The sequence below is a fragment of the Nitrosomonas sp. Nm33 genome, from assembly GCF_900107265.1.
In the GTDB taxonomy this organism is placed as follows: Bacteria; Pseudomonadota; Gammaproteobacteria; order Burkholderiales; family Nitrosomonadaceae; genus Nitrosomonas.
On record NZ_FNPJ01000065.1, the window covers coordinates 1 to 16,814 of the forward strand.

At 42.4% G+C, this 16,814-nt stretch carries 23 protein-coding genes and 1 pseudogene; 8 read left to right on the forward strand and 16 right to left on the reverse strand.

The window, feature by feature from the left end; genetic code table 11:
* The first annotated feature begins 301 nt into the window (after positions 1 to 301).
* Positions 302 to 715 carry a DNA-methyltransferase gene (locus BLV54_RS11800; RefSeq protein ID WP_256329433.1) on the forward strand — a complete coding sequence of 138 codons (414 nt, stop codon included), beginning with the start codon at positions 302 to 304 and terminating at the stop codon, positions 713 to 715.
* 13 nt (positions 716 to 728) lie between these two features.
* Here BLV54_RS11800 and BLV54_RS11805 read toward each other — a convergent pair whose 3' ends face one another.
* Positions 729 to 1,049, reverse strand: a complete 321-nt coding sequence (locus tag BLV54_RS11805; protein ID WP_256329434.1) for a hypothetical protein — start codon at positions 1,047 to 1,049, stop codon at positions 729 to 731.
* 144 nt (positions 1,050 to 1,193) lie between these two features.
* Between BLV54_RS11805 and BLV54_RS11810 the strand changes: the two genes are divergently transcribed.
* Positions 1,194 to 1,487: an HU family DNA-binding protein gene (locus BLV54_RS11810; RefSeq protein WP_090571865.1), complete on the forward strand. Its 294-nt coding sequence runs from the start codon at positions 1,194 to 1,196 to the stop codon at positions 1,485 to 1,487.
* Positions 1,488 to 1,648: 161 nt separating this feature from the next.
* Here BLV54_RS11810 and BLV54_RS11815 read toward each other — a convergent pair whose 3' ends face one another.
* From BLV54_RS11815 to BLV54_RS11850, 7 genes are all read right to left on the reverse strand, one after another.
* A complete protein-coding gene (locus BLV54_RS11815; RefSeq protein WP_090571866.1) occupies positions 1,649 to 1,963 on the reverse strand; it encodes a hypothetical protein in 315 nt (104 codons plus the stop codon).
* Positions 1,964 to 2,555: 592 nt separating this feature from the next.
* Positions 2,556 to 3,449, reverse strand: a complete 894-nt coding sequence (locus BLV54_RS11825) for a hypothetical protein (RefSeq protein WP_090571867.1) — start codon at positions 3,447 to 3,449, stop codon at positions 2,556 to 2,558.
* Between the two features lie 38 nt (positions 3,450 to 3,487).
* Positions 3,488 to 3,889, reverse strand: a complete 402-nt coding sequence (locus BLV54_RS11830; RefSeq protein ID WP_090571868.1) for an ExbD/TolR family protein — start codon at positions 3,887 to 3,889, stop codon at positions 3,488 to 3,490.
* The gene (locus tag BLV54_RS11835; protein WP_090571869.1) at positions 3,876 to 4,523 is read right to left on the reverse strand and encodes a MotA/TolQ/ExbB proton channel family protein; all 648 of its coding nucleotides are present in this window, start codon (positions 4,521 to 4,523) and stop codon (positions 3,876 to 3,878) included. Before BLV54_RS11835 ends, BLV54_RS11830 begins: the two co-directional genes overlap by 14 nt.
* Positions 4,524 to 5,312: 789 nt before the next feature.
* Positions 5,313 to 5,567, reverse strand: coding sequence for a transposase (locus BLV54_RS17345; protein WP_090571888.1), 255 nt, complete (start codon positions 5,565 to 5,567; stop codon positions 5,313 to 5,315).
* An 89-nt stretch (positions 5,568 to 5,656) separates the two neighbouring features.
* Positions 5,657 to 5,893: a hypothetical protein gene (locus BLV54_RS11845; RefSeq protein ID WP_090571870.1), complete on the reverse strand. Its 237-nt coding sequence runs from the start codon at positions 5,891 to 5,893 to the stop codon at positions 5,657 to 5,659.
* A gap of 71 nt (positions 5,894 to 5,964) precedes the next feature.
* A complete protein-coding gene (locus BLV54_RS11850) occupies positions 5,965 to 6,231 on the reverse strand; it encodes a hypothetical protein (RefSeq protein ID WP_090571871.1) in 267 nt (88 codons plus the stop codon).
* A 574-nt stretch (positions 6,232 to 6,805) separates the two neighbouring features.
* Here BLV54_RS11850 and BLV54_RS15660 point away from each other — a divergent pair.
* Together BLV54_RS15660 and BLV54_RS11860 are read left to right on the forward strand one after the other, a co-directional pair.
* On the forward strand, positions 6,806 to 7,114 hold the full coding sequence (locus BLV54_RS15660) for a hypothetical protein (RefSeq protein WP_143032500.1): 309 nt from the start codon (positions 6,806 to 6,808) through the stop codon (positions 7,112 to 7,114).
* Positions 7,115 to 7,703: 589 nt separating this feature from the next.
* Positions 7,704 to 8,891 carry a porin gene (locus BLV54_RS11860; RefSeq protein ID WP_090571873.1) on the forward strand — a complete coding sequence of 396 codons (1,188 nt, stop codon included), beginning with the start codon at positions 7,704 to 7,706 and terminating at the stop codon, positions 8,889 to 8,891.
* 448 nt (positions 8,892 to 9,339) lie between these two features.
* On the opposite strand, the gene BLV54_RS16960 is transcribed toward BLV54_RS11860, so the two are convergent.
* From BLV54_RS16960 to BLV54_RS11880, 3 genes and pseudogenes are all read right to left on the reverse strand, one after another.
* On the reverse strand, positions 9,340 to 9,465 hold the full coding sequence (locus BLV54_RS16960; RefSeq protein ID WP_256329437.1) for a hypothetical protein: 126 nt from the start codon (positions 9,463 to 9,465) through the stop codon (positions 9,340 to 9,342).
* A gap of 84 nt (positions 9,466 to 9,549) precedes the next feature.
* Positions 9,550 to 9,633: pseudogene (locus BLV54_RS17350) on the reverse strand (transposase); the annotation flags it as partial.
* Between the two features lie 1,147 nt (positions 9,634 to 10,780).
* Positions 10,781 to 11,296 (reverse strand): hypothetical protein, encoded by a 516-nt coding sequence (locus tag BLV54_RS11880; RefSeq protein ID WP_090571877.1) that lies wholly within the window; start codon positions 11,294 to 11,296, stop codon positions 10,781 to 10,783.
* Positions 11,297 to 11,482: 186 nt separating this feature from the next.
* Here BLV54_RS11880 and BLV54_RS11885 point away from each other — a divergent pair, with 186 nt between their 5' ends.
* Positions 11,483 to 11,914, forward strand: coding sequence for a hypothetical protein (locus BLV54_RS11885; RefSeq protein ID WP_090571878.1), 432 nt, complete (start codon positions 11,483 to 11,485; stop codon positions 11,912 to 11,914).
* A gap of 271 nt (positions 11,915 to 12,185) precedes the next feature.
* On the opposite strand, the gene BLV54_RS11890 is transcribed toward BLV54_RS11885, so the two are convergent.
* From BLV54_RS11890 to BLV54_RS11905, 4 genes are all read right to left on the reverse strand, one after another.
* Positions 12,186 to 12,590, reverse strand: coding sequence for a hypothetical protein (locus BLV54_RS11890; protein ID WP_176969756.1), 405 nt, complete (start codon positions 12,588 to 12,590; stop codon positions 12,186 to 12,188).
* Positions 12,591 to 12,636: 46 nt separating this feature from the next.
* Positions 12,637 to 13,113 (reverse strand): helix-turn-helix domain-containing protein, encoded by a 477-nt coding sequence (locus BLV54_RS11895; RefSeq protein ID WP_090571880.1) that lies wholly within the window; start codon positions 13,111 to 13,113, stop codon positions 12,637 to 12,639.
* Entirely contained in the window at positions 13,016 to 13,462 is a 447-nt protein-coding gene (locus tag BLV54_RS17355; RefSeq protein WP_176969757.1) for a type II toxin-antitoxin system RelE/ParE family toxin, read from the reverse strand. Before BLV54_RS17355 ends, BLV54_RS11895 begins: the two co-directional genes overlap by 98 nt.
* A gap of 477 nt (positions 13,463 to 13,939) precedes the next feature.
* Complete coding sequence (locus BLV54_RS11905; RefSeq protein WP_218132391.1) at positions 13,940 to 14,905, reverse strand: IS1595 family transposase; 966 nt, start codon at positions 14,903 to 14,905, stop codon at positions 13,940 to 13,942.
* A 188-nt stretch (positions 14,906 to 15,093) separates the two neighbouring features.
* Here BLV54_RS11905 and BLV54_RS11910 point away from each other — a divergent pair, with 188 nt between their 5' ends.
* From BLV54_RS11910 to BLV54_RS11920, 3 genes are all read left to right on the forward strand, one after another.
* On the forward strand, positions 15,094 to 15,324 hold the full coding sequence (locus BLV54_RS11910; protein WP_090571883.1) for a DUF6471 domain-containing protein: 231 nt from the start codon (positions 15,094 to 15,096) through the stop codon (positions 15,322 to 15,324).
* 12 nt (positions 15,325 to 15,336) lie between these two features.
* Positions 15,337 to 15,798, forward strand: coding sequence for an FmdB family zinc ribbon protein (locus BLV54_RS11915; protein ID WP_090571884.1), 462 nt, complete (start codon positions 15,337 to 15,339; stop codon positions 15,796 to 15,798).
* A gap of 214 nt (positions 15,799 to 16,012) precedes the next feature.
* A complete protein-coding gene (locus BLV54_RS11920; RefSeq protein ID WP_090571885.1) occupies positions 16,013 to 16,471 on the forward strand; it encodes a hypothetical protein in 459 nt (152 codons plus the stop codon).
* Positions 16,472 to 16,491: 20 nt separating this feature from the next.
* On the opposite strand, the gene BLV54_RS11925 is transcribed toward BLV54_RS11920, so the two are convergent.
* Positions 16,492 to 16,814, reverse strand: a 323-nt coding sequence (locus tag BLV54_RS11925; RefSeq protein WP_090571886.1) for a transposase, incomplete at its 5' end; no start/stop codon positions are given.

A 16,814-nucleotide genomic window follows, 5' to 3' on the forward strand; every position in this document is an offset into this window, starting at 1 on the left:
AATTCGAGCTCTAGGCCGCCATTTGGTAAGGGTCATCTGGTCAATGACCAAGCAAGGGAGAAAATACGAAACTCGGTAAATAGATTACAAAAATCCCTTGAAAATTTAAATGGGATGTTCAGTCATTGCATCTTACAAAATGAATGAATTAACCGACTAACAATACTGTAATGAACATTAAAATACGCTGCAATTTCAAACATTGTGTAATGTCTCGTTTTGAAATTCCGGTCTAATCGGGCGTGCCATAAAACCATTCTTCTCCTTATTCATTTATCGCTACGTATCATAAATGCACTTCATGCACTATACAATGACTGACACCTTTTCCAGACTTCCCTCAGAAAATAGGGAGTTTTGCAAAGGTCTCTTCTGGTGTGGCGCACGCGATCAGGGCGACGTCTGGCACATCAATAAGCCGATCAAGAACGATCTGCACCCCACCATGAAGCCAGTGGAACTAGTAGAACGTGCTATCCTAAATTCAAGCAAAAGCCGCGATATCGTACTTGATCCGTTTGGTGGTTCAGGAACGACGTTAATCGCCGCTGAGAAATCAGGACGTCAAGCTCGCCTGATGGAGCTCGACCCGAAGTATGTGGATGTGATTGTGCGCCGTTGGCAGGAATGGACCGGGAAACAGGCCATTCGCGAGTCGGATGGCGTCTTGTTTGACGATCAAGCAGCAAACGATTCTTCTACGATCTCGCAGTGAATCACAAAGTCCGTTAAGTAAGGAAGCCTCCGTGGGATGCCGTAGTCCTTGCTGGTTTGGCGTCCAATCTTCCAACCCATCCACACTGCTGTGTGGCTGCGTTGATCGCATCAGGGAGAGTCTGGCCCGCGTGCAGTTGATTTAAAACGTCGTCTGCAAAGTGGCGCCCAAACCGGCTGTCAAGAAAAAGCCGTGCCGATTCGAGTGGTTGGTTGGTGGCATCTGCAATTGCAATCATGGCCAGAGGCCATGCTTCATTGGTGTGCTTCTCCATCGTGCCCCAAAAATCCCAGGTTTCATTCTGGGTGGGAGGAATTTGTTTAGTTATGTTCATCTTTAATTCCTGTGGTTGCGACAGCCCTAGTAACGCTCTTTTCGATTAAGAAGCCAAGCTTTTTTGGTTTTTGTTCGATTTTAATGAAAATAAAGCCTAACCGGTTATACTGCGTGCTTTTCAACCAACAGGAGCATCTTGAGCATGTACAAAATGGAATTGATTGAACAAATTGCCGCACAGGCAGAGATACCCAAAACCACCGCCACCAAGGCATTGAATGCCATGATCGACAGTGTGGTCGCAACGGTCGCTAAGGGTGACACCGTGGTGCTCCCTGGCTTTGGTACTTTTAAATCTACTAAGCGTGCAGCTCGCACTGGCCGAAATCCGCAAACTGGTGCACCATTAAAGATTGCTGCCAGCACAGTACCAAAATTCACAGCTGGAACCATTTTCAAGAAAGCAGTAGCCACAACAAAGAAAAAGAAGAAGTAACCTGAATTTAAACAAGAATAAACAGAGAGCGGCAAATGCCGCTCTTCTGATGGAACTCGACCTGAAGTATGTGAATGTGATTGTGCGTCATTGGCAGGACTGGACAGGAAAGCAAGCCACCCGTGAATCGGATGGCTTGTTATTCAGCTTTGCGAACTAGATCAGGTGGCTCGCAGTGCATTCAGCTCCTTGACCAACTCGTTCTTAGCTTCTAGCAGAGACATCGCTTTAAATTTCCAATAGCCTCCACGATCAATTGCTGAAATTTGCTGATGCTTGATCGCCTGGTAGAAGTAGCCAATATCCTGAATGAGAGCCGATTCTTGGCTTCCATCTACCAGCCTAAACTCGGCATTTAGTTGCCGAATCAAGTGTTCAAAGTTCAGTGCACCCGCTTGTTCCTCGAGCGCTAACGCGTAGTTAGCGATGTGCATTTTCGCCAGCTGTAGCCGCTGGCCTGTGATTTGTCCAATCATGTGAATTCCTCCAAAAGAAACGCCACATGGCGCTCGCTTTATATGGGAGTATCTCTACAAATTTCAAGAACCAATCCGGTAGACCCTTTCATCGCCCGGTAACTTGTCCGTGTGTCAAAAGGCGTCAGTCATTGGAAAAGGTGTCAGTCATTGTATAGTGCATGAAGTGCATTTATGATACGTAGCCATAAATGAATATGGAAAAGAATGGTTTTATGGCACGTCCGATCAGACTGGAATTTTCGAATGTTTTATACCATGTCATGTCGAGGGGGACGGTGGAGAAGCTATTTTTGCTGAAGATGAGGATAGACGGCAGTTTCTTGATTTATTAGCAGAGCTCATAATACGCTATCAAGCAATATGTTATGCCTACTGCCTGATGGATAATCACTATCATCTTTTGCTGGAAACGCCCAAGGCAAACCTATCTCAAATATAATGTTTATTACAGTACTGTCAGTCGGTTAATTCGTTCATCTTGCAAGATGCAATGACTGACACCTTTTTGAGCAAACATCACAGATTTTCTGGCGCAATGCGCTTCACTTATTGGGTCCTAAAAAAGACCAACTCAGCTGAACAGTGATGCTTAGCGCAAATAAGGCGGGATAGGTTCTCCAAAAAACTCGCGCATTAAAAAATTTTCGAGCCCCTCACTATCTCCTGGGCGTGCGGACAGGACAACGACACGATTAAGGCGAGGTGATTCCCAGTTAAAGTCTTCCTGATGATACTGACGAATCAGCTGGATCATCCTGCGTATGATTGCACGTTCAATATCGCCGTCCGGCCCTGCTTTCACTTCAATTAATTCCCGCCGTGGATTGCTGTCGCCGGTTGTCCAGGCGCGAAACGTGAATTGCGCATAGCGTGGGCCAATTTTGATAATCTGAAAAACGCCACTGGTACCGGGCATTTGCAGGTTGCGTTTGACTGTCGCCATCCTGATCTCTTCCGCTGAGGGCTGTGGCTTCGGGTTAATATTTTTGCTGTTCTCAATCCCATCAAAAATACCAGCCGGACGGCTTTGTTGTCTTCTTCTCTGATTAATATACTCCGATAAATCGACCGGTGCGGCGGCATCCTTTTTTTGTGGAGCCTCAGTTCTGGATTCTTTCCTGGGTGGCGTAGCTTTTGCCGTTTCAATTGCATCCTTCTTGACAGGCGGTGGCTTGGGTGGAGTGCGGGGCCGGGGGCGTGGAGGCGGCGGCATTACCAGCTCCGGTGCTATTTTTGCTTGTTGTGCTTCATTCTGGGGTTGCGTCTCGATACCTTTGCGTGGTGGCGGGACGGACTCCTGTGGCTGTGCGAGTTCCGGAAGCTCCAGAAATTCCGCTTCGATTGCGTCGGGAATATCAATACTGACTTTGATTTCGGGCTCCGTCAGGAAAAAACCGACTGCCCAGATGGCGATCAGCCAAAGCAGCACCGCCAGCGGCAGCGGCCACCAGAGACGAATTTCCCTTGTTCTGGAGCTGTTCATCACTATGGACTTTATCAAACTGTTAAGGGATATAGGAATTACTTATGCTGAACCGCGATCAGAAAATGCTGCACGCCTGCATTCCGCGCCCGGAGCATCGCTTGAACCACAATGCCTTGTGGCGCTTCATTATCTGCTGATACGATCAATTTTTGCCTGGCATCCTCAAGCAGCGGTTTGAGCGTGGTAGCCAAGGTATCGAGGGTAACGGATTCCTTATTGATAAAAATTTCACTGTCCTTGGTCAGTGTTAAAGTCACCGGTTTTTCGGCACTGAGTTTCTCAGCTTGTCCTTCAGGTAAGTTGACTTGCAGAGAATCCAGATTCTGCATGGATAACGAAGCCAACATAAATGTCGCAAGTAGAAAGAACATGACATCAATCATGGGAATAATCTGAATATAACCCTTTCGGGGTGTTCTGGATTTACGCAGTTTCATGGGTGCTTTCCTTTTGATCCAACCGGATATGATCGATCAGGCGCGTGCCGAGGCGTTCCATTTCATCCATGGTTTGTGATTGTAAGCGTGAGAAGTAATTGAATCCAAACAACGCAACCAGCGCGATGATCAAACCAATAACGGTTGCAATGAGCGCTTCGGCAACGCCACCTGTCACCGCAGTGGGGTTGACGATGTCTTCGCTGCCGATAACTTGAAAGGCGCGCATCATGCCGACAACGGTTCCCACGAGCCCCAGTAGCGGCGCGGCTGTCACGATTGTTTCCAGCGCCCAGAGTCGGCGGGACAATGAACTTTCAATTAACTGGGCTTCATCCGCTGCGCGTGATTCAGTCCACCAGGATGGTTGATGCCGATTGGAAATCACCACTTCAAAGAAGCGCTTGTAATAGTGGCGTTTATCCAGTCCTGACAGGATTTTTTCCAGATCTTCCCACTTGAAACCATAGGTTTCGATGAGATTCAACAAATCGTTCGAGAGACGGGCGAAGCGCCAGTAAACAAATGCTTTTTCGAGCATTATCGCCAACGCGATGACGCCCAGCAAAGATAACGGCAAAATAATGATTCCGCCCAGTTTTAACATGATCCAGGCTTGGTTAAGGTGTTCCATTCATAAACTCCAGATTGGGTATGTTTTTATAACGTGTGATTCGAAACGGTCGCTGCCTTAAGTTTAAGCCGCTGACACCGGATAATCATAGATCTCCTATGCGATCAATGCGTACTTCACAGACATTTCTTCGCAAAGTATGCTGCTGCCATTTTTGAGCTAGCATTCTTCATTTAAGCGAAACTGAGAACGTAGGTCAGGAATCTACTACTGTCGCGAGTTGAGGTAACGTTTGGCCTTGTCTGAGGTCAACTTTCTCGCCCCAACCTTGAATTCCAGAGCTAATTCTCTCCACCTTTACTTCGATCGCCATCAACTGCGGTTACTCGTCCCTCGCTATTCCCTCCACACATTCTTGATGGGAAAAGATCAGTGGATGAATAATAGAATACTGGCACACCTTTCCCAGAAGCTTCATAAAAATCCTGGCAGTATTTTTCATACAGCTGTTCTCCTTATGCTAAATATTCCCGCCAGTTTTCTGATATAACTGGAAAAATAATGCTAGACGCATCATCTCTATTATTTTCTGATTGTCTGTTGAAATAGCTCAATGCACAGAGCCAAGAAGTCGATATTCTGAGAACAAAATTTTCTCTCAGAGACCTTGCCAACAGCTGCGTTTTGCAACTCACAAGAGAATCTGCATGCATCTGTTCACCACACGGATACCGGGAAATATACTCACTATGAACGACACCGGCCAGAAAAAAACTACCCTGAAAAGGCGTCAGTCATTGCATCTTGCAAAATGCACGAATTGACCGACTCACAGTACTGTAATGAACATTATATTTGAGATAGGTTTGCCTTTGGTATTTCTAGCAAAAGATGATAGTGATTATCCATCAGGCAGTAGGCATAACATATTGCTTGATAGCGTGTTATCAGCTCTGCTAATAAATCAAGAAACTGCTGTCTATCCTTATCTTCAGCAAAAATAGCTTCTCCACCGCCCCCCTTGACATGACATGGTATAAACCATTCGAAAACTCCAGCCTGATCGGACGTGCCATAAAACCATTCTTCTCCATATTCATTGATGGCTACGTATCATAAATGCATTTTCATGTGCTATGTAATGACTGACACCTTTTGCCCCAGCCATCCTATGCACGCTGTATTGCACGCTCTTATGGGTTGCAAGATTTACCTATTTTATTTTTCCTGAACCAACCCATCAATTCTTTCTCTAGCTCTTGCAATGCATCGTCAATTGAATCAACACTTGAATCACTTTCCCAGAACATACCACCTGGATCAAGCGCGCGTACCAACGAACTACTGTATTCATCTCTTCCAATTTCTATCCAACCTTGTTCTTCGATCCAGCGCGTAATTGTTGGGTAGGAATCTGCAAACGAAGCCATTTGAAAGTACCTTTATCTAGAAAGTACCTTTATCTATTTTGTTTCAGCCAAGTTGATAATAAAGGTGTCAGTTATTGCATCTTGCAAAATGAACAAATTGACCGACTCACAGTACTGTAATGAACATTAAAATATGCTGCAATTTCAAACATTGTGTAATGTCCCGTCTTATATATCGCATTCATTGCCTCTCCTCTACCAGTAACGCCGGCAACAATTTCGTCCATTGGTTTCCTGGGCGATTTCTTCGATCGCTTGGTAATATGAATACTGTTACTTTGTTTCAAACCAATATATTTTTGTACTTCACCAATAAAATCATTCTTTTCCATATTCATTTATCGCTACGTATCATAAATGCGCTTCACGCACTACACAATGATTGACACCTTTTCCAATATGTCTCTAATTGGAGACGAAAACAGATATTCAAATCAAAATTGTTGCAACAATTATGAGTACTGCCGATATCAATGTGGTATGGACTAATCTTCCAGATTTCTTTTAACTACAGAAAAATTACTTCGCCTCCATTCATACTCCTCGTAATATGTCTCTAATTGGAGACGAAATATGTTCTTCAAAATCAATTAATTATATCCAACAATCAAAAAAATAGTTAAGTATAGGCGACAATTACTCACTGTATCCTACATAGATTACTCTACAGACCCCATATAAGTAATTGATTAAACATCAAAAATATATTTTGGCATGAATATTGCCAGAAATATAATGAGTTATATCTTAATGATTACTCTATCGATTTATTTATTAGCACCAATATTGGTTGTCAATAAGGTGTAAGAATTTCTAGCGTTGTTTACAGTATTCTGGACAATACTGTAAACAACGCTAGAAATTCTTACATTTAACTTCATTCAAATTTTATACTCAATAGAGGAATACAAAGTGCTTAAAAAAGAAATTATCAAATTGAGAGCAGCCTTACCTATGCTGCTAGCGTCATTATCCGCAGATAGGCGAGCATTTATGGATAGTAATAGCAACTCCGATCGCTTATCGAATACACTTACTTCGACTGATAGTCATAGTAAAAATGCAATTTATAATACAGCGAGTCTTATTAATCTTGACAATCCATTTTTTAAAAGCTTGAGAGAGAATGATCGTAGCGGTACTTCCTATAATGTTCCTTCTCAAGTATGGACGATAATACCCAAAAGAATACAAACGATTTTAGAAAAAAACAGGGCTTGAATCTGTTTCTTGGACTGGTAGAGAACGCTAATTCTCTTATTGCAGTGCCAACTGCTGAAGAATATCGCAGCGCATATAGTATGTTACTGAATAAGGGAAGTATATGTCTGGAAATCGATATCCTTGCTGCCGCACTAAAATCGCTTTAAACCCTATAAATCATCACATACATCACAAATATATCACAAGTGCACATGCTGCCATTGTGCGTAGCTAAGTGCTATTTAATACAATCCTGTCTAGATCAGTAGTGTCAAGGGACTTAATGATGATTTAAACGTCGAGAGGTACTTCCAAGTACTTATACGACGTGCCATAACATTCCCAATTCTGGAATCACCAATACCAATGCCACTGGATATTGGTATCTCTGATGCATCGCGTCGTACGCTGGATATGCCGCTGCATACACTAAAGAAACAAGGATTGTAGGTCATTCGGCCTCAGAATTGTGAAAATCTGCTCGCGCTATCTCACATGGCTCGCCACGATTGCTCAAGTCCGACAGACTCCTAAGACGGGGTGCTCATTTATCACTTTTTAAAATTAACCGCAATTTTACGGTACCGTCATTCTTAGGTAATTCATCATGAATAACAAACTAATTTCCATCGCATTAACTGGCTTACTTTCATCTACTATCGCTACATCAGCATATGGCGCAGATTTGTCAATCACTGGCCGAATTCAGGCTGAATATAGTGGTATCAATATCGAAGGTTTCTCCAGCCAGACAAGTGTTAATGATCCAACCTTTTTCTCTTCATGGGGCCTGCGTGTATTTGAGGATTTGGGAAGCGGATTTAAAGCAGTTACCATGATTGATTTTGGTTTTAATACCAACGGTGGACCAATAGGAAGTCGAGAAATGTATGTCGGGATATCCAAAGATTCAATTGGCACATTGAAATTTGGTCGCACTCATTCCCCCTTTGCAGATTTTGCTGGTGGCTGGACGATTGATCCATTTGTCTATACCACGCTTCAAGCTACTGGCAGTGGTGGCACTATGATCGCAAGCGCCAATGGCCTTGGTTCAGGATCCTTTACCGCTGTAAATAGCGTGGTGCGTTTTGACTCGGCAACTTTCAATGGCTTTTCCTTTGCAGCTCTGTTAATGCCTGGCAATGCAAACACACTAGAAGCAAATCTTGGTGGCATTCTTGGCGGCCAGGGCCCTACAAAAGGGAACACAGGTGGTAAGGATGGTGAATGGGATGTTCAGTTTGCTGCTAAATATGCCATGGAAATTCAAGATCATAAACTGGAAATATTTAGTGGCTACTCTAGGGACAATGTTAGCTCCGCTCAAAAAAAAATAATGGCAGTTAATTTAAAAACCGAGGAAGTAGTGCGAATCGGCGGAGCATGGTCTTACAAAAACTTTCGTCTTCAAGGTCAATATGACTTTATCAGCAACGCATTGGGCGCAGCGACATGCTCAGATGCAGCTGCCTTGGGTGAGATAGGCAATGAGTCTACCAGGCAATGTAATACTGCAATGAACCCTGGTGGTGACGGCAGCATCTGGTTTGCTAGTGGTCAATACAGAATAGGAAATGCAACTCTGGTCGCTCAGGGGGGAATGACAGATGCAAATAATACTGACATTTTCGCAAGTCGCAAAGCCAAAAGCTTTACTGTGGGCGCACTTTATGATTTAAGTAAACGCACCAATCTGTTTGGCGGCTATCAGCATGTAAATGTAATAGATAAAAACAGCACAGTAGATCGTGATCGTGATACCTGGACAGTAGGCATACGTCATCTATTTTGACGATAACTCAAAGAAACCCTGAGTAAGTAATTATTCAGGGTTTCCGATTGGATAAATGATGGCTTGAGAAAAGATTTTTTCCAATAAACCAAACAGAATGATGGCTTCCTCCTTCAATCCACAGCCCACAGCTTTCTGCAGCAGACAAGTGCTTACCGATAGTGCAAGCGTTGTAAGAAAAGGTGTCAGTAAAAAAGGTGTCAGTCATTGCATCTTGCTTATGGGGATTGTAAGGCTGTGGAAGTGAAAGTCAACTGACAGTTGTGACGAGTGGGTATCTAGTGGGCTAAAGTATAGCATTCCAACGTAGCTGGACTGGCACGTTCATTCCTCGATTTTTGTCCGGATCGATCCATTGCTGAGTCATTCAGCCTGTATAAGTGAATGCCTTCTCGGCGACCTCAGGTACTTGGCCGCCAAGTAGAGCGCAAGTGGAAAGAACCATGTCTCATGGTGGTCCCCGGCGGGGTGGACATCGCTGCTTCGAAGCAGGGGGAATGACCTCTACCACCACGAAGCGCCCTTCGCGGCAGTGCGGGCAATTCATCCACTCGAGTTGTATCACCCGGCGCATGAACGTTTCCACCGTTGATAGCTGAGGCATTGGCGCCTCCAGCGCAGCGCGCAGCAGCCAGCTTGACCGCTTTGCGCGCCGGCCAATCAAGCCATAATGACGTATACGCTTGAACTCTTTGGGTAGGATATGCTGCATGAAGCGGTCGATAAACTCGCCTGCCGCCATGCTGAGGATGCGACCATTAGAGATTGTCACTCAGTGTGTGTAGTGCCCCATATTCCAGTAAGTAGGGTGTCAATCAGTAAAGCGTATTGCACCGAATATTTTTCATTCGGCTCAATAATGATTACACCCTACGCGAGCTTTAGCTTTAATTGATTTTTTCTAATTTCTCTTTTAGCCATTCCCAAACATCTATATCACTATCTCTGTACTGAGTTATTTCTCCGCACTGCTTCCCTAGCTTTTTCAATGTATTGTGGGACCAAACAGCTAAAGTCACTGAGACCTACAATTAGCATTTTATTGATCTAGATCAATGAAGCAAACCCTGATTCGGTTCATATTTTTTATGTTTACACATAATATAGGAGTAAATAGAGATATGAGTTCATTAGAAAAGACAACAGACGCTAAAACACTTAGAAATTTTAGTATCAATATCGCAGTCATATTCGGCGTAATGGCGACTTTGATTATTTTATCAGTATACTTTGCTGGCACTTCGAACTGATTTGTCGGCAGGCGCGCAGCGCGAAATTCTGCTGCACTGCTTTGGATGCGATAAGCCCTGCCGAACCATGCTAATCCGGCAGGGTAATCTCGAAACAAACTCGAAATATGAATGCACTACCGGGATCACCCATTAGCCGCCTTAAATCAAGAGTACGAACAAAGTTTTCGCTATTCGGCGATAAGATAACAATCAATAACACCAATGCTGAACATTCTTGCTGAAATTCCTCACACCCTTTGCTTCAAATTATGATGATGTCAATCGCACCAGTCACCCATCAGGATCAAGTGAAAATAAACTGGCTGTTTCACCCTGGCAGCCAGGCTGCCTCAGAAGCATCTCAGTACTGTCTTGCATCCAAGTGTTTGGTCAAATCTGTGGTTGCCTATTCGGGCCCTAACCTTTTCTGGCTTACAATCCAGGTGATTGCCTTCAACAAACTGTTAACAATGGCAAATGCCGGCTCAACGAGACGAGAAATAGCTCAAAATTTGTCGTAATGCAAGATTTGACCCTGTGCATAGTAATATGAATACTGTTACTTTGTTTCAAACTAATATATTTTTGTACTTCACCAATAAAACCATTTTTTTCCATATTTATTTATCACTACGGATCATAAATATATTTCATGCACTACACAATGACTGACACCTTTTGACACCTTTTCTTACCGTTGAAGTCGACTGCCTCGACGCACTCCGGTAGAAGCGAGATGCCTTCTGTGAAGATGTCTGCGCCGGAGGCGCTCCAAAGAACCTCTCCGCTCTCGGACAGACGTGCAATCTCCAGCTCACCGTGAGAGATGAGTGCGCGACGACGACCTTCGAAGTAGACACCGAAACAGGTGGCTGTATCTGCCTGAACGGACCACTTGAACGCGAACGGATTGAGCTGAATGCAAACAACGCAGTTGCCTACCGCGACATAGAGGAATCCATTTGTGTACACGGCTGAATGCTCATGCACGACACTGCCGCTGCCGTCGCATCCAAGAACTGCCACGGGCTCGCCGTTGAGCAAGATGCCATGGATGGATTGTGTAGCGAGGTTCTTGGCGAATAGGTAGCCGCGAACGTTGTCAGCAGAACCAAACGAATAGACCGGTTCGTTCACCAGTTCAATCGTGCCGACTTCAGTGGTGATGCGCATAGCGTCTGGACGCCTAACTAGAATTAGATCTCCGAGATGACGCAATCTATTACGTCAGAAATGAAATCTAACACGACAAGCTGCATGCTATCCCCTTATTTTTCGTTATTATGTAGCATCTGCACAAAGACCTTCCCCGGCAGATACGTAACATATCGTCTTATTTGCTACAAAATAAGGTGCTATATGGCGGAGTCTCATGTTATTTCAGGTCTTGTTTCAAAAAGGTCAGAGCTTTCTGGATTGGTGGATCATCACCGCAAAGAATTAGAGAGGCTGAATCAAGAAATAAAAGCACTAGATGCTACCATTAAGCTATTCAGTCCTGAATATCGCATTCAATCAATCAAACCAAAACGTTATCAAAGAAAGAATAGCTTCTTCAAAGTTGGTGAAGCTGGCAGAACAATTCTTGGAGTTCTGAGAAACTCTGGAAAGCCTTTAAACGCCAGTGAGATTGCCAAAATCATAATGAATGACATGGGGATCGACGCGGGATGCGAAAAACCATTGCAAGCAACCATTCTGACTACCTTGCGCAACCATCAAAAGAAAGGACTTGTCGATATGATTGGGAAAGACAGGAATACTAGATGTGTTTGGGTTTTGATTGTTTAATTCCATAGTATTATGATGACTATTATGGAATTAATTATTAAATAAGAGATGAAAGATAGAATCAGAGGGAAATATAAATCAAGAAATAAAAACTCCGCTTAAGCGGGGTTCATTAATCTAACTTTCAATGCTAAATCGGCACACCTTCACAGGATGCCGATTTTTTATTCTATTTTCCTAAGCCAAGGTATAAATAAAAAATCCCGCACTGGGCGGGCTTGGATTTGATGTAAGCTGGCACTTCTAAATTATAATTCTTAGGCGAATTACTTCATGTATTCTCTGGTTTGGTTTGTCCAGATATGATACGCAAAGAAGGCCCTATTAATTCATCGTCTTCTATTTTAGCCTTTACTTTTAAAACACATTCTTTATCCATAGGAAATGGGACGAGCTGAAATACCCCTCTAAATTGAATAAGTTTTGTAGCGTGGTTTTTATCATGATTGATTAATGAGCTTTGCAGTTCAAAATTAGTATCTTCAATAGGGGTTTCAGCTAACACTTCATCATCTTTAGAGATAATTAGAGTAAATGATTTAATTAATTGATCAATTGGAGTGGAAATAGTAGCTACAACACATAATTTAGGTAGCGTTGAAGGGAACTCGCTCATTAGAAGATCGGGGCCATATACACCCATATAGGACTCTTTGTTGCCCAATTCATAGCGCACATCATCACAATAGATTACATGCAGATAACGACTTAACATAATATTTTTATTCAGAATGACTATTCAATGATTTAAGCACTATATCTGTTGTTGTGCCCAACGCCTTTGCTAGACGGAGTAAAGTATCTGAGCTAGGCTTGCGTTTTCCTGATTCAAGCTCACAAATATTTGGCTGACTCATGCCAATTTTTTGCGCTAATTGTTTTTGCGAGTACCCTGCGCGCAAACGCAAAGCCCTAAAAGACTCAGGATGTTCTTCGTAAAGAACGCTTGCAGCCCACTTTCGTCCTTCTTTCAAATCTTGTTCAAGCGTACTATCTTCAGCAACCAATTCCGCGATAAAGTCATTAATATTTTTAGATTTATTGCTAGAATTGCTGCGTGCATCTACCCTAACATGAAAAATTTTAAAAGCGACTGGCGTGCTAGTGCTTGTAGGGCCTGTGACAAGTTGTGAGCACTTGCATTCCAAGCTCGTCGTATGCCTTGATAATTCTTTGGGTGATTGGATGATTAGCGTCATAATTAAAGCTCCTGTGAACTACTGCCAAAATTATAAAAGTTAGAGATTTCCAGTCATATGCGTAAATAACCCGATATGGGAGAGTATTTTCTTTATTACTAGAAAAATCCCATCCGAATATCTTTAAACGCCAGACATCTCTATAACGCCAAATACTTACAACTCGACTAACATTAAAATCTTTATTCTTAAATCCATGATCTAATAAATAACCGAGTAATTTTTGATTTTCTTCTAATTCCTGCAAGACTGTTAATATTCTTGTGGCGCATTGTCTGCTTTTATTGCTTTCCTGAAGCAGTGCTTTTAAATCATTTTGAGCTTCCGGCCCAATATCTAGCTTATACACAATACCGATTCAGGTATATTTAGTCAAATTATTCTTATTCTGCCATCGGTGATTTTGTTTAGACTGATGGATCAGTCAAAAAAATCCATGAAGTATTCTATTATCAGTTCCATTGTTATCCCCCTTTGAATAAGTTAATTATTATTTTTCAAAAGGTGAGATTTTCTCTTTATATGACGCTGTCGTCAATTGGAGACCTACAAGATGAGGGGCAATAAACCCATGTAGATATTAATGTTTTTTTAATTGATCCGGTATCTGCTTTGCAAACTGATCCGATGGGCAATCTTGCCGCTACATAATACATTTCTTGGAATTGGTCTTGGTTGCACTAGAAATATTCACTTTTCTAGACTTTCAGGATGCGACCGAATATTTGGAAATCCATCTCAGGTTTTATCGCCCAAGATTCGTGGTGATCGCGCGATCAGCTGATAAAACGCGCATATCAAGGTGTGATAACTATCCTTCTAAATTTTAAGCGACCAACCTTTCTTCTTTCTTTTTATTTCCTTGCCAGTATCCACACCAATCATGATGAGTGCGGGTTTTGGCGCACTTCTTCATAATATCTCTGAATATTTCACCATTTGGCAAGCGTCTGGTATCTTCCCGATAGGCTGCTTCATTAGCGTAGTTTGCTAGATACAGATTGCCGAATTTATGTGTTTGACCATACTGCATACGGCGAAAACGAGAAAAATAAGATTCAGCCAGATTATTCGTTATTCCATCATCACTGCGGTATTCCTTCCCATGATTTACACGCCGTGTATCAAATTTAGCGTGCAAAATATCATAAGCGCTAGATTCATCGGCACAGATTTTTGATCCATTTTTTACAAAGAGATTAGCCAATTTGTTTATATCGGCTTGATTTTCAGATTTCATGATAAAGGTTAGTGTTCTATTAGAACCCTTGATGATTTCATCTGCATATTCATTTTTTTGACGCAGAACAAACACGCAGCGCTTTGTCGGCTTTTGAACAACCGCCAGACGACGATCAACGCGATCTTCTTTCTTGTTCTTTTCGCGGATTGTGCCATTAACATATGCGCTATCCATGTGAATCTCTCCAGATAACTGAGAAACATCACGATGCTCAATTAATGATTCCCTGATTTTGTGTGCTAGAACAAAAGCCGTTTTATACTGGACTCCCAAATCACGCGACATTTGCAAAGCAGACAGACCTTTAACTGCATTGGTATAGATGGCTATTGCAGCCAAATAATTACGTAACGACAACTTATGAAAAGCAAAGATAGTTCCAGAAGTTACCGAGAAGGTATGAGCGCAATCCTTGCAGCGCCATTGTTTGCGTGTACGAATGAAATAATGTTTTCTGCATGAACCGCAGCTTGGACAAGAAACTTCATCACCAGAACCCCAACGCACTTCTTTAAACATCTGAAAAGCTTGCTCATCAGTCAATTCCATGACTTTGCGAACCGACAGAGTTCGAGCTTTGGCTGAAAGTAAGAAGTGTTGAGACAAGATGTTTCTCCATACATCCTCAAATATGGAGAAATTTTAACGTATTTGTAGAAATATGCAATCAAATATGGAGATTTTTATAGCAATTCTGTAGAATTTTCCCTGTATTTACATAAGAAAAGGTAATCACTATGTCAGATAATACTGAAAAGGATTGGAACCGTATCGCAAGCAGCACGTTAAAGGCTGAATTAGCTCGTGCTGGAGTTGGGTATGAAGAATTAACCAAACGGCTAGCCAAGATCGGCGTTGACGAAACTTACAAAGCTGTAGCAGCTAAGATTAATCGAGGATCATTCACCTTTGCGTTCTTTGTGCAGTGCATGGAAGCGCTTGGTGTTCGGGATGTGCGACTTCACTAAGGGAAATAACTCATGTTCACCGAAGTAAGTGCAGGACTCCAAAGTCTAAAATTGATATCAGACTTTTTAGAGGCCAACAGGTCTCTAAAAAATTATAACGAGCTAGAGTCAGCCATAGCTGATGTCTACGCTAAACTCCATACCGCTAACGAAAAACTAGCATCAGCCAACGAGCTTATTCTCGACCTGCAGCAAAGAAACTCTTCGCTCCAAGCAAAGATTGACGACCTCGAGAGAGAAAAGCTTGGCAAGTCTGAGTTTGAAACTGAAATCAGGAAATATCAAAAACATACGTTTCCAACCGGAATGATTGCTTATGCGATCAAGCAAGAATATGCTGATTCTGTCGATGATTATGACTATGTTTGCAAACAATGCGCAGATAATGGAAAGCTTAGCAAGCTCCAGCCTACGCTTATAAGGAAAATAATAGTTTGCCCAAATTGCGGAAGTAACATTTGGATTAAAAAATAGTGATTCAGCAAAGAAACTGAAAATTCGATGTCTATAGTAGATGTATTTTGTAGAAAAGTACAAAAACATATCAAGCAAGAATTTGTTTCTACAAATAAATTCAGACAATTTATTTTTCATTCCATATTCTTATAATAAAAAATTATATTTTTATTATAAGAATATGAATTTATATCATTTTTTTGATTTTCCGCATAATCAATAACGCATAACCATGAACAAGCGTTATTTTAGGAATTTTCCTGATGCCAAAGTCGATGCCATCAAAAGCAAAGATGTAGCCACAAAAGTAATCACGGTTCACGCTCCAATGCCAGAACAATCGATGGAACCATTTGAAATACCGCAGATTACGGAGGGGCCGGAAAATATTGAATTAGAAGTGGTTGAGAATTCAAGTTTTACCGCAAGTGAAGTAAAAACCAAAACCGATGAGGAGCTTTCAAAAATTCTCTCGGGAGAAGCTTATCCAGGCAAGTTGTTATCTTCATCAACGATAACACTGATAAATGCAGAGCTTATGTCCAGATCAATCAATAGAGCAAGCAAAACGCGCTGGACAACCATCATTAGTATTATTGTTGGGATTATTTCTATGGTTTTGGGTGGAATTGGTGTTTGGCCACAAGTTGAGAAATGGATGACTCAGCCAGTTCAACCCGCTTCAATATAGCCTAACCAGTTAAGAATGATTCAGAATGCATAGGATTTGAAGAGCGTATCGACGGTTTGGTTTTGTTGTCTACGGAGCGCCTTGGCCTGTGCCCATTTGTGTTCGATGGGATTGAGATCAGGAGAATAAGCGGGAAGGTATTCAAGGGTATGCCCGGCGTTATGTATGGCATCCCGTGTGTCTTGTCTCTTATGGAAGGTGGCATTGTCCATCACAACGATGGAATGTAGTGGCAATTTAGACAACAAGTCCTGCATCGCCCATCCATGAAACACATCAGCATTGATGTTGGCTTCAAACAGGCCGATGGTTACCAGTAACTTTCCAATCAGGGCACCAATCG